The organism is Kitasatospora albolonga (genome assembly GCA_002082585.1).
GTDB lineage: Bacteria > Actinomycetota > Actinomycetes > Streptomycetales > Streptomycetaceae > Streptomyces > Streptomyces stephensoniae.
In genome coordinates, this window is sequence record CP020563.1 from 6865051 (window position 1) to 6876708 (window position 11658).

General features: G+C 72.1%; 14 protein-coding genes. 10 read left to right on the forward strand and 4 right to left on the reverse strand.

The features are described from left to right. The first annotated feature begins 21 nt into the window (after positions 1–21). Positions 22–1188, forward strand: a complete 1167-nt coding sequence (locus B7C62_30220; protein ARF76070.1) for a hypothetical protein — start codon at positions 22–24, stop codon at positions 1186–1188. A 22-nt stretch (positions 1189–1210) separates the two neighbouring features. Then, complete coding sequence (locus B7C62_30225) at positions 1211–1984, forward strand: transcriptional regulator (GenBank protein ARF76071.1); 774 nt, start codon at positions 1211–1213, stop codon at positions 1982–1984. Here B7C62_30225 and B7C62_30230 read toward each other — a convergent pair. Further along, complete coding sequence (locus tag B7C62_30230) at positions 1909–2316, reverse strand: glyoxalase (GenBank protein ID ARF76072.1); 408 nt, start codon at positions 2314–2316, stop codon at positions 1909–1911. The genes B7C62_30225 and B7C62_30230 overlap by 76 nt on opposite strands. A gap of 101 nt (positions 2317–2417) precedes the next feature. Then, complete coding sequence (locus B7C62_30235; GenBank protein ARF76073.1) at positions 2418–3965, reverse strand: 3-hydroxyacyl-CoA dehydrogenase; 1548 nt, start codon at positions 3963–3965, stop codon at positions 2418–2420. Between the two features lie 115 nt (positions 3966–4080). On the opposite strand from B7C62_30235, the gene B7C62_30240 reads away from it, so the two are divergent. Beyond that, positions 4081–4986, forward strand: coding sequence for a LysR family transcriptional regulator (locus B7C62_30240; GenBank protein ARF76074.1), 906 nt, complete (start codon positions 4081–4083; stop codon positions 4984–4986). A 149-nt stretch (positions 4987–5135) separates the two neighbouring features. After that, a complete protein-coding gene (locus B7C62_30245) occupies positions 5136–6356 on the forward strand; it encodes an acetyl-CoA acetyltransferase (GenBank protein ARF76075.1) in 1221 nt (406 codons plus the stop codon). 163 nt (positions 6357–6519) lie between these two features. On the opposite strand, the gene B7C62_30250 is transcribed toward B7C62_30245, so the two are convergent. Beyond that, the gene (locus B7C62_30250; protein ARF76076.1) at positions 6520–7464 is read right to left on the reverse strand and encodes a peptidase; all 945 of its coding nucleotides are present in this window, start codon (positions 7462–7464) and stop codon (positions 6520–6522) included. 587 nt (positions 7465–8051) lie between these two features. Between B7C62_30250 and B7C62_30255 the strand changes: the two genes are divergently transcribed. The 6 genes from B7C62_30255 (at position 8052) to B7C62_30280 (ending at position 10930) form a co-directional block, all read left to right on the forward strand. Continuing rightward, positions 8052–8453 carry an RdlA protein gene (locus B7C62_30255; protein ID ARF76077.1) on the forward strand — a complete coding sequence of 134 codons (402 nt, stop codon included), beginning with the start codon at positions 8052–8054 and terminating at the stop codon, positions 8451–8453. Positions 8454–8751: 298 nt separating this feature from the next. Beyond that, positions 8752–8985, forward strand: a complete 234-nt coding sequence (locus B7C62_30260; protein ID ARF76078.1) for a hypothetical protein — start codon at positions 8752–8754, stop codon at positions 8983–8985. 247 nt (positions 8986–9232) lie between these two features. Further along, positions 9233–9523 (forward strand): hypothetical protein, encoded by a 291-nt coding sequence (locus tag B7C62_30265; GenBank protein ID ARF76079.1) that lies wholly within the window; start codon positions 9233–9235, stop codon positions 9521–9523. A gap of 79 nt (positions 9524–9602) precedes the next feature. Further along, a complete protein-coding gene (locus B7C62_30270; protein ARF76080.1) occupies positions 9603–10013 on the forward strand; it encodes an RdlA protein in 411 nt (136 codons plus the stop codon). A gap of 161 nt (positions 10014–10174) precedes the next feature. Then, positions 10175–10387 carry a hypothetical protein gene (locus B7C62_30275; protein ID ARF76081.1) on the forward strand — a complete coding sequence of 71 codons (213 nt, stop codon included), beginning with the start codon at positions 10175–10177 and terminating at the stop codon, positions 10385–10387. A gap of 135 nt (positions 10388–10522) precedes the next feature. Beyond that, entirely contained in the window at positions 10523–10930 is a 408-nt protein-coding gene (locus B7C62_30280) for an RdlA protein (GenBank protein ARF76082.1), read from the forward strand. A gap of 169 nt (positions 10931–11099) precedes the next feature. On the opposite strand, the gene B7C62_30285 is transcribed toward B7C62_30280, so the two are convergent. After that, positions 11100–11600 (reverse strand): hypothetical protein, encoded by a 501-nt coding sequence (locus tag B7C62_30285; GenBank protein ARF76083.1) that lies wholly within the window; start codon positions 11598–11600, stop codon positions 11100–11102. Positions 11601–11658: the final 58 nt, after the last annotated feature.

The following is an 11658-nucleotide window of genomic DNA, read 5'->3' on the forward strand; positions in this document are numbered from 1 at the left end:
GGCCGGCTCCACCGGGCCCGAGTGCTCTACCGCAACGTCTCCAAGCGGCGCATGGCGTGGCAGTTGCTCAAGGACACCGTCAACTCGTGCATCGAGTACCGGATTCTCGGGCTGGCGGCCGAGGCGGCGTTCTTCACCCTGCTGTCCCTGCCGCCGCTGCTGCTCGGACTGATCGGGCTGCTCGGTTACGTCGACGAGTGGACGACCACCGAGACGGTCGCCTCCATCGAGCGCAACATCCTCTCGGCCTCGCAGACCGTGCTCTCCGAGCGCGGGGTCAACGAGTTCGCCAAACCGCTGCTCGCCGACGTCACCACCGGCGCCCGCCCCGACGTCATCTCCATCGGCTTCGCCATCGCCCTGTGGTCCGGCTCCCGCGCGGTGAACGTCTTCATCGACACCATCACCGTCATGTACGGCCTCGACGGCCACCGGGGCATCGTCAAGACCCGGCTGCTCGCCTTCCTGCTGTACGTGGTCGCCCTGCTGCTGGGCGCGGTGGTGCTGCCGCTGCTCGTCGTCGGACCCGACCGGGTGGTCGAGTGGGTGCCCTGGGGCACCGAGGTCATCGCCGTCCTCTACTGGCCCCTGGTCATCGTCCTCACGATCGCGTTCCTCACGACGCTCTACCACGTGTCCGTCCCGGTGCGCTCGCCGTGGATCGAGGACGTCCCCGGGGCGCTCGTGGCGCTCGGGATGTGGGTGCTCGGCAGCTTCCTGCTGCGGATCTACCTCACCAACACGGTCGAAGGCCCCACGATCTACGGCTCCTTGGCGGCACCCATCGCCGTCCTGCTCTGGATAGGCATCTCCGCTTTCGCGGTCCTGGTCGGCGCCGCGGTCAACGCGGCCATCGACCGGGTCTGGCCCTCGCTCGCCACCGCCGCCGCCCGCGAGGCCACCGAACGCGTCCGGGCCGCGCAGGCCGCCGAGTTCGTCGCCCGGACCCGCCCGGCCGCCTACGACGAGGTGGACGACGACGATGACGAGGACGACGGCCAGGCGTACATGCCCTCGGAGTTCCCGGAGCGCTGGTCCCGCTTCCTGCCGCCGGACGACGTCAAGTCCCGGTTCCAGCCGACCTGGGAGAAGGAGCCCAAGGAACCGAAGGAGCCGAAAGAACCCAGAGGCCCCCAGGTCAAGGAGCCCGGAGAGCCCCGCGACGGCTCCGGCCCGCCGCCGGTCTGACCCCGCGCGCTAGCGTGGAGACATGCCCCAGGAACCCCCGCGCTACCAGGAACGGCCCTCCCGGCTGCCCGGTGCCGTCGTCTGGACCTGGGACGCCCCCGCCCGCCCGCCGCTGCGGCCCCGCTCGGTGCTGCCCGACGGCTGCATGGACCTGATCTGGACCGGGGGCCGCATTGTCGTCGCCGGACCGGACACCCACGCCTTCGAGGTCGACCCGCGCGACCGGGCCTCCTGCGCCGCGATCCGGTTCGCCCCCGGCACCGCGCCCGTACTTCTCGGCGTACCGGCGCACGAACTGCGCGACCAGCGGTTCGAACTGGCGAGCATCTGGCCCGCCGCCGCCGTGCGCCGCCTCACCGAACGGATCGACCGGGCCCCCGACCCCGCCGGGGCCCTGGAACGGCTCGCTCTGGACCGGATCGCCGACACCGGCCCGCCGGACCCGCTGACGGTCGCCGTCGCCGAGGGACTGCGCCGGGGCCGGTCCGTCGCGGCGACGGCGGCGGAGGCCGGACTCGGCGCCCGCCAGCTCCACCGCCGCTCGCTGACCGCCTTCGGCTACGGCCCCAAGACGCTGGCCCGCATCCTCCGCCTCCAGCGCGCCCTGGAACTCATCCGCACCGGCCTCCCGTACGCCGAGGCGGCCTGCGCGGCGGGCTGCACCGACCAGGCGCACCTGTCCCGCGAGATGCGCGACCTGGCCGGAACAACGCTCGGGGCCTACTTCGCGCCGGACGGGGCGGCGGGCGCGAACAGCGAGACCCCGCACCCGTCCGGGTCCAGCACCACCGCGTAACGCTGCCCCCACACCGCGTCCCACGGCTTCAGATGCCCGGTGTGACCGGCCCCGGTCAGCTCCTCGTACAGGGCGTCCACCTCCGCCGGACCGTCACAGAGGAACGCCAGCCCCAGCCGCTCCCCGCCCGCCGGGCGCTCCCACTCCGGGTCGAACGAGCGGATGACGTCCTCGGTGTCCCACAGCAGCCGCTGCCCGCCGGGCAGGACCACCTCCACATGCGGGGCGGACTCCGCCCCGGCCGGGATGTCGAGGCCGAGCCTGCGGTAGAAGGCGAGCGAGGCCGCCAGGTCGGCGGTGATGATGCTGATCGCGTCGAGTCGTGGAGTCATGGGACGACGGTAGGCACCGGGCCTCCCCGCCGTCTTGTACGAATCGGACGCGGCCCGGCCCCTCACACGCGGCGGCCTCCGGGGATCGCCCCCCTCGGCGATCACCCCCAGCAGTCACCCACCGCCGTCCCCGCATCCGTCAGCGCCAGCCCCAGATCCGCCCGTTCGGTCACCCACCGCGTCGGCCGGTGGCGCGGGTCGCCCGTCGTCGTGTGCAGCGCCCGCTGGAGCTCCAGCAGCCGCGCCGCCCCGATCCGCTCGCCCCAGGCCAGCGGCCCCGCCGGATAGCCCAGCCCGGTCGTCACCGCCAGGTCGATATCGGCCGGGGTGGCGAGCGAGCGCTCCGCGATCGAGGCGCCGACCGCCACGATCGACGACAGCAGCCGCTGCGCCACCGAGCCCGCCGTGTCCCGCACCACCGTCACCGCGTGCGGATCGTCGCCCGCCGCCCGCGCCAGCACCGCCCGCGCGTCCCGGGCCGTCGACGGATCGGTCGCCGCCGTCACCGCCAGCACCCGCCGCCGCCCGGCCGCAGGCAGCACCTCCACGCCCAGCGTCCGGTCCGCCGGCAGCCCGCCCGCCCGGACCGCACCGGACACCGTCGTCCCCCAGACCGGCACCAGCACCAGCGCCCCGGCGGACGGCTCCGCGCCCCGCTCCAGCCGGACCCCGGCCGCCTCCAGTGCCCCGGCGAGGGCCTCCACGTACGGTGCCGTCCCCGCCGAACCGCTCGGAGCCAGGAACACCGGCCGGTCGCCGTCCCCGGTCACCGGCGGCTCCGGCGCGGGTCCCTCGGCGCCCTCGCCGTACGCGTACCAGCCCTGCCCGGTCTTGCGGCCGTGCAGCCCCGCCACCACCCGGTTCGGTGTGAGGTACGAGGGGCGGAGCCGGTCCTCGTACCGGAAGCCCGTCCAGATCGAGTCGATCACCGCGGCCGTGACATCCAGACCGGTCAGGTCCATCAGCTCGAACGGGCCCATCCGCAGCCCCAGCACGTCCCGCGCGATCCGGTCGATGTCGGCGGGGCGCGCCACCGACTCCTCCAGCAGCGCGAGTGCCTCCGTCACCAGCCCGCGCCCCGCGTGGTTGACCAGGAACCCGGGGGTGTCGGCCACGGTCACCGCCCGGTGCCCGCACCCCTCCACCAGCCCGGTCAGCACGGCCGGGATCTCCGGGCGGGTCGCCGCGCCCGGCACCACCTCCACGATCCGCATCAGCGGCACCGGGTTGAAGAAGTGCAGCCCGGCCAGGCGTGAGGGGTCCTGGAGGGTCGCCGCGATCCGGGTCACCGACAGGGAGGAGGTGTTGGTCGCGAAGACGGCGGAGGAGGGCAGCGCCCGCTCCAGCTTCCCGAACACCTCGGCCTTGGTCTCCAGATCCTCCCGTACGGCCTCGATGACGAGCTCCACGTCAGGACCGGCGGCCCACGGGTCGGCCAGCGGCACCAGCCGGGCCACGGCCGCGTCACGGTCGGCGGCGGACATCCGGCCCTTGGCCACCGCCCGGTCCAGCATCGAGCCGACGAACTCCACGGCGTCCGTCACCGCCTCGGCCCGTACGTCCCCGAGCTCCACGGTGTGTCCCGCGCTCGCCGCCCACTGGGCGATACCGCGGCCCATGGCCCCGGCTCCGACGATCCTGATACGCATGGCGGTGGGGCCCTTTCAGCATGATCGGCACAGCAATCCGCTCCACGGTGTCAGTGCCCATTGATGACTGTCCAATACCGAATTAAGGTCGGATCAAGACGCCGGGAGTATGAATATGGAGCTGCGCCACCTCAAGGCGTTCCTCGCCGTGGCCGAGGAGCTGCACTTCGGCCGGGCCGCCAAGCGGCTCCAGATGGCCCAGCCACCGCTCAGCCAGCAGATCCGCCAGCTGGAGAAGGAGCTCGGCGTCCAGCTCTTCCGGCGCAACACCCGCTCGGTGCGGCTCACCAGCGCGGGGGAGTCCTTCCTCGAACCCGTACGGACCGTCCTGGAGGACCTGGACACCGCCGTGCGGGCCGCCAGATCGGCGGGGAAGGGCGAGTACGGCCGGGTCACCATCGGCTTCGCCGGGGCCTCCACCCACGAGACGCTGCCCCGGCTGACCCGGGCCGTGCGCGCCGCCCACCCCGGGCTCGAACTCGTCATGACCGGCCAGACGTACGCCAACACCGCCCTGTCCCGGGTCGCGGACGGCTCGCTCGACCTCGGCTTCGTCCGGCTGCCGGTCACCCGGCCCGGCGTCGCCCACCGGGTGATCGACGAGGAGGAGCTGATCTGCGCCCTGCCCTCCGACCACCCGCTCGCCCGGCGCGGGACCGTCCCCCTCGACGCACTCGCCGACGAACCGTTCGTCTCCTTCCCCGCCAACTCCGGCTCCACCGTCCGCGACGCCATGACCGAGGTCTGCGAGGGCGCCGGGTTCACCCCGCGCGTCGTCCAGGAGGCCCCCGACTCGTACACGATCCTCGCCCTGGTCGCCGCCGGGGTCGGTGTCACGCTCACGGTCACCTCCGTCCAGCACATCCAGCAGAACGGACTGGTCTACCGCCCCCTGGCCGGACCCCCCGTCCGCCTCCGGGCGGCCCTCGCCTGGCGCGCCGACAACCCCTCCGCCGCCCTGCGCGCGGTGCTCGCCGTGGCGGAGGAGGCGCTGCCGACCCCCGCACCCGCCCTTGAGTGAGCCGCGCACCCACGATTGAGACGCACAGCCTCTCGATCCGGTGCATATTCGATATTGGACCGACTCAGTGACGGAGTGCGAAGGTCTGCGAAGGTCCCTCCACCGCACGCGCCCGCGCGTACCGCCACCGCTCCCACGAAAGGCCCGCTGTGCCGCTCGAAGTCGTCATCTGCGAACCGCTGCGCACCCCCATCGGCCGTTTCGGCGGAGCGTTCGCGCAGCAGACACCGGCCTCGCTCGCCGCGCACGTCATCGCCGAGGTCGTCGCGCGTACGGGGATCGACCCCGACCGGGTCGACGAGGTGATCCTCGGCCACTCCTACCCCTCCGGTGACGCACCCGCCATCGGCCGGGTCGCCGCCCTGGACGCCGGGCTCCCCGCCACGGTGACCGGCTCCCAGATCGACCGCCGCTGCGGCTCCGGGCTCCAGGCGGTCCTGGACGCGGCCATGCAGATCCGGACCGGCTTCAGCGAGGTCGTGATCGCCGGAGGCGTCGACGTCATGAGCGCCGCGCCCTACTACACCCACGACGGCCGCTGGGGCATCAAGGGCCCCGGCCTCCAGCTCCACGACTCCCTCGCCCGGGGCCGGGTCACCGCCGGAGGCCGTCACCACCCGGTCCCCGGCGGCATGATCGAGACGGCGGAGAACCTGCGCCGGGAGTACGGGATCAGCCGCGCCGACCAGGACGCCCTGGCCCTGCGCTCGCAGCGGCGGGCGGCCACCGCCCTCGCCGAGGGGCGGTACGCGGCGGAGACCGTCCCCGTCACCGTACGCACCCGCAAGGGCGAGACCACCGTCACCGCCGACGAACACCCCCGCCCCGACACGACGGCCGAGCAACTCGCCGCCCTCCGGCCGGTGATGGCGAAGTCCGACCCGGAGGCCACCGTCACGGCGGGCAACGCCAGCGGCCAGAACGACGCGGCCGCCGCCTGCCTGGTCACCAGCGCCGAGACCGCTGAACGCCTCGGCCTCACCCCGCTCGTGCGCCTGGTCTCCTGCGCCCGCGCGGGCGTTCCCGCCGCCACCATGGGCATCGGACCCGTCGCCGCCACCCGCACCGCCCTCGACCGCGCCGGACTCACCCTCGCCGACCTCGACCTGATCGAGCTCAACGAGGCGTTCGCGGCCCAGGTCCTCGCCTGCACCAGGGAGCTGGGCCTCGGGGAGAAGGACCACGAGGAGCGCATCAACGTCAACGGATCGGGCATCTCGCTCGGCCACCCGGTCGGCGCCACCGGCGCCCGCATCCTCGCCACGCTCGCCCGCGAACTGGACCGCAGGGAGGGCCGGTTCGGCCTGGAGACGATGTGCATCGGCGGCGGCCAGGCGCTCGCCGCCGTCTTCGAACGCGTCACCCGCTGACACCGGCCCCGTTCCGCTCCCCGTCATTGCGCGAGACCCATGACGTCCGGAGCGGCAGTGGCCCCGGCCCCTGTCCGCCGCCGACCGGTTCCGGGCATGCGAAAGGTCCGGCCGGACAGTCCCCGCTGTCCGGCCGGACCTCGTTCCTCGGCGGGTGGGTGAATCAGTCCCGCGCGTCGCGGGTGCGGCGCATCAGCACCGTCCCGCCCAGCAGCAGCGCGGCGCTCGCACCGGCCGCCAGGCCCAGCCCGGCTGCGCCGGTGTCGGCGAGGCCCGGGGTCTCGGAGCCCGGGGTGTGGGTACCGGGCGTGTTCGGCCCCGGTCCGTCGGTGGGCGGCTGCTCGGCCGGGGGCTCGTTGGTCGGCGGCTCGTCGACCGGCGGCTGCTCGGTGGGCGGCTCGTTGGTCGGGGGCTCTTCGACCGGGGGCTCCTCGGTGGGCGGCTCCTCAACCGGCGGCTCCTCCGTGGGGGGCTCCTCGGTGGGGGGCTCCTCGGTGGGCGGCTCTTCGGTCGGAGGCTCCTCGGTGGGGGGCTCCTCGGTCGGAGGCTCTTCGGTCGGGGGCTCCTCCGTGGGGGGCTCCTCGGTGGGCGGCTCCTCCGTCGGCGGCTCCTCGCCCGGAGGCTCGGTGGGCGGGTACTCGTCCTTCGGGCCGCTGATGTTCTCGCACTTGTTGCCGAAGACCGGGTTGAGCGCACCGACGACATTGACGGTGTTGCCGCAGACGTTCACCGGGACGTGGACCGGGGCCTGGACCAGGTTGCCGGAGAGCACCCCGGGGGAGCCGACCGCAGCGCCCTCGGCGCTGGAACCGCCCGTGCCGCTGCGGTCGCCGCCGTTGCCGTAACCGTCGTCGTTGCCGCTGGAGCTCACGTTCGCGCACGCGTTGCCGAACGCGGGGTTGAGCAGGGCGATCACGTTCACGGTGTTGCCGCAGGCGTTGACCGGGACGTGCACCGGCACCTGCACGGCGTTGCCCGAGCCGACCCCCGGCGAACCGACGGCGGCGCCCTCGGCCGACGCGTCGGCGTGCGCGGAGCCGCCGGCCACGGCCAGGAGGCCCGACGTGGCCGCCATGACGATCATGCTTTTGTTCAAGACCTGTCGCATTACTTGCCCTTCCTTAGGACATTCGCGAGGACATTCGCGTGGGTGCTTCGCGCGCGGAGCCAGCCGGGCGGTTCCGCTGCTGTGGCGGACCCCCGTGGTCCTGCGGGGAAGCCATGGTGAAAGCCGTTACACGTGCGCGCTGGACGATTGCCATAACGATCGAAGGCTGTGCGGGAAACTTGGGGAAGCGTGGAAGTTGTGTAATCACCCGAACGGATGGATTAGGGGCGTGCCGCCCTTCCGTGCTCTCCGTTGAAGGGAAACGATTCAGCCTCAACTTTCCCTTCTGAAGCCGCCGTTGACCTACGAAGGAATGCTGACGCGGGGAGTGCGCGGCGGGCGGGTCCATCGGTCCTGACGACCCGTTCGGGCGAGCGCGCCGGACGGTGTGTACGCAATTCCTTCACGAACACCTGGACGTGCGAACAGAGGCAGTGTTAAGGGCGCGCGCAGGCGCGGACCGGTCACGCTCCCGCGCAGTGCGCCCCCTGTGCCCGGCATTCGGGTGAATGCTCGGAACCAAACACCCGGCGCCGAGTTGATCAGTGCGCCCCGCTACGGGGCAACCGGTACGAGAAGGGTTAATCGTGATCAAGAAGGTTCTGGCTACGGGCGCTGTCGCCGCCTCCATCCTCGGGCTCGGCTCGACGCAGGCCATGGCGATCGCCAACGACGGCGGCACCACGACGGTCAACGGCAACGGCGCTTCGCAGTCGTACGGGAACTCCGAGACCCACGGCGACTGGTCCCCGCAGTTCGCGCTGATCCAGGGCTCGCTGAACAAGCCCTGCATCGCGCTGCCCGCCAAGGCCAACCTCGGTTCGCTCGTCGGCCTCGTGCCGATCACGGTCCAGGACATCAACGTCCTGTCCTCGCCGCAGAACCAGCAGTGCACCGAGAACTCCACCCAGGCCAAGGGCGACGAGGCGCTGTCGCACATCCTCAACGACATCCCGATCCTCTCGGGCAACGGCGCCGGCAACGGCTGATCCGCAGCCACCCTGCTCGGGCCCGGGCCGTCGGCGTTCCTCCACCGAACGGCCCGGGCCCGTCGTCTTTTCCGTGCGTACGGTCACCGGTCCGCCGCCCGTACGCACCGCCGCAAGGCCCGCCGGGCATTGCGGCATTCGGGCGGATATCCGGGAATCCGCCCGCCGAACAGTTTCGAACCCGGGCGTTCATCGTTACGTAGGACAGCGCCGGAGTCGCGAGCGATTCAGTATCCGGCTCGGGCGGACACGACCGTCGTGACCGCACCGGACTCCGCCGAGGAAAGGGACAACAAAAGTGAAGTACACCAAGGTTGCCGCAGTCGCCGCCGGAACGCTCATGGCGATGGGCGCCGCCGCCCCGGCCATGGCCGACTCGGGCGCCGAGGCCGCCGCCGTCGGCTCCCCGGGCGTGCTGTCGGGCAACATCGTGCAGATTCCGGTGCACATCCCGGTCAACGTCTGCGGCAACACCGTCAACGTGATCGGCCTGCTGAACCCGGCCTTCGGCAACACCTGCATCAACAAGTAAGCATCGGACCGACCGGGCTTCCCGCCCGGAACGCGGTCGGCCCCGGACGGCAACGGCCCTCCGGGGCCTTTGCTCTGCCCGGCGGGCATTTCCACGACGCCGGGCAGAAATTCACGCGGGCACAGTTTCCCGCACGTGCCCTGATCGTTATCCCGGGGGAAAGCGGCGGAAGTCACAGGTAAAGAAAGCCTGTGTGCGGCACGGAAACGTGACCGATGCAGACGCCGCGTGGAAGGGAACCAGAAAAGTGAAGTACGCGAAGACCGCCGCACTCGTCGTCGGTTCCGTCGCCGCCCTCGGAACGGCCGCTCCCGCCTTCGCGGCCACGACCCCCACGGCCCCCAACTTCAGCCTCGACAGTGGTCTCAACCAGGTGATGGCCAGTGCCCCGCAGGTCGTGAACCCGCTGGTGGACACGGTCGCCGAGACCACCGAGACGGTTTCGAAGAACGGCACGGTCGGCAAGCTGGCGGGTCAGGCGGCCGGTGCGGCCGAAGGCGCCGCCCCGCTGCTCGGCGGAATCCCCCTCGGGCGCTGACCGCCGCGGTACGGCCCGTTCCGCTGGTTCCCTCACCGATTCGCATCCCTGTCCGCAACACTCCTCGGAAGGTCTCCCCATGCTGAAGAAGATCATGGCCTCGGCGGCGGTCGCCGCCTCGGTCGTCGGTGTCTCCGCCGCGACCGCTCCCTCCGCCATGGCGATCGCCAACGACGGCGGCACCACGACGGTCAACGGCAACGGTGCCTCGCAGTCGTACGGCAACTCCGCCACGTACGGCGACTGGTCCCCGCAGTTCGCGCTGATCCAGGGTTCGCTGAACAAGCCCTGCATCGCGCTGCCGCTCAAGGGGAACCTCGGTTCGCTCGTCGGCGTCGTGCCCATCTCGGTCCAGGACATCAACGTCCTGTCCTCGCCGCAGAACCAGCAGTGCACCGAGAACTCGACCCAGACGAAGGGCGACGAGGCGCTGTCGCACCTCCTGAGCGACATCCCGATCCTCTCGGGCAACGGCGCCGGCAACAACTGAGCCGGGCAGTACAGGGGGCCGGTCCGTCGGACCGGCCCTTCGCCGTGTCCCGGGGGCCTCGGCCGGTGTACCGCGGTCGGCACCTCCGGCAGGTGTGTCCGGTTGGGCCGGATGCCGTAGCCCCGGCTGACGAACCGCGTCCGGCCGGGTAGGGCCTCCGTATGAATCCGTACGACAGTCAGACCTCGCAGAGCAGAGAGCCGTGGCGCGCACCGGCCGACGGCACACCGATCTACGACCGGCTCGTCGCCGAGTGGCGGGCGGCCGGGCACGAACACCCGCTGTCCGAAGGGCCGTACCCGGAGCCGGGCCTCCGCGCCGCGGGCGGATTCGTACCGGCGGCACGGACACCGGGCGAGCCCTTCGGCGGCTGAACCCGTGCGGGAACCGGGCGGTGGCGTCGACCTTGCGACGGAACGAACCCATTTGAGTGGTACTGCGCAACCGATCCGACCCCTGGGCAGTTGATCAGTACGTTCCACAACGGGACGCTCCGAAAGGTGAAGTTGATGAAGAAGATGATGGCCGGCGCCGCAGTGGCCGTGTCCCTGCTCGGCCTGTCCGCAGCCGCGGCTCCCACGGCCATGGCGATCGGCAACGACGGTGGCACCACCACCGTCAACGGCAACGGTGCCGAGTCGGAGGTCGGTAACGCCGTCACCAAGGGCGACTGGAGCCCGCAGAACCAGCTCGTCCAGGGCACCCTGAACAAGCTCTGCGTCGGCCTGCCCGCCAAGGTCAACGTCGGTTCGCTCGTCGGCCTCGTGCCGGTCACGGTCCAGGACATCAACGTCCTGTCCAACCCGCAGAACCAGCAGTGCACCGACAACTCGACCCAGGCCAAGGGCGACGAGCCGCTGTCGCACATCCTGGACGACATCCCGGTCCTCTCGGGCAACGGCGTCGGCAACAACTGACGCACCACGGCCTGACACGCACCGAGCGCGGGCGGCCCGGGGGTTTCCTCCCCGGGCCGCCCGCCCGCGTTGCGGCCTCACCAGCGGCACGACGTGGGACATGGCGATGCCCACCACTCCACGGGGGGTGGTGGGCATCGCCATGCCCGGGGGACCGGGAGCGGGAGGGTCAGCCGATCGAGCGGACCGGGAGGAGGCAGTGCGCGGCGGTGCGGACGACCTCCTCGTTCGCCGCGAAGGCCCGCAGCTGGTCCTCGCTGACCGGCTGCCCCGGAACGGCCTCCGGCCACGGGGCGGTGGCGAACATGCCGTACACCTGGCCCTGCGCCAGAGCGGCCGCGACCCACTCCGCGGGGGCCGGGTACTGCGCCTTGAGGTGAGGCATCGTCAGGACCGCCTGGCCCGCCTGGACGAGCAGCTTCACCTGGATGCCCGGCGCCTCGGCCGCGTCCTGGATCGGGCCGCCGACCTGGAGGCCCGCCCGCTCCAGCGCGATGCGCAGCGCCTCCCGGCCGACCTCCGGGCCCTCCTGCCCGTCGCCCAGCGAGTAGGCGAGGAGATAGGCGGTGTCCTGGTCGGCGTCGGGCTGCCGACTGCTCCAGCCGATCAGGATCTGGGTGCCCAGCTGGGCCAGGGTGAACGTGCCGGCGGAGGTCTGAGGTGTGGTCATGACCGGCACCCTAACGGCCCCGGACCGGTCGTTATGCATGCGTATCACCCGATCGAGG

Coding starts and splice junctions, on each gene's coding strand:
- B7C62_30235 (ARF76073.1), bottom strand. CDS start 3,965: ATGCGTATCAGGATCGTCGGAGCCGGGGCCATGGGCCGCGGTATCGCC.
- B7C62_30285 (ARF76083.1), bottom strand. CDS start 11,600: ATGACCACACCTCAGACCTCCGCCGGCACGTTCACCCTGGCCCAGCTG.
- B7C62_30225 (ARF76071.1), top strand. CDS start 1,211: ATGCCCCAGGAACCCCCGCGCTACCAGGAACGGCCCTCCCGGCTGCCC.
- B7C62_30280 (ARF76082.1), top strand. CDS start 10,523: ATGAAGAAGATGATGGCCGGCGCCGCAGTGGCCGTGTCCCTGCTCGGC.
- B7C62_30230 (ARF76072.1), bottom strand. CDS start 2,316: ATGACTCCACGACTCGACGCGATCAGCATCATCACCGCCGACCTGGCG.
- B7C62_30240 (ARF76074.1), top strand. CDS start 4,081: ATGGAGCTGCGCCACCTCAAGGCGTTCCTCGCCGTGGCCGAGGAGCTG.
- B7C62_30270 (ARF76080.1), top strand. CDS start 9,603: ATGCTGAAGAAGATCATGGCCTCGGCGGCGGTCGCCGCCTCGGTCGTC.
- B7C62_30275 (ARF76081.1), top strand. CDS start 10,175: ATGAATCCGTACGACAGTCAGACCTCGCAGAGCAGAGAGCCGTGGCGC.
- B7C62_30250 (ARF76076.1), bottom strand. CDS start 7,464: ATGCGACAGGTCTTGAACAAAAGCATGATCGTCATGGCGGCCACGTCG.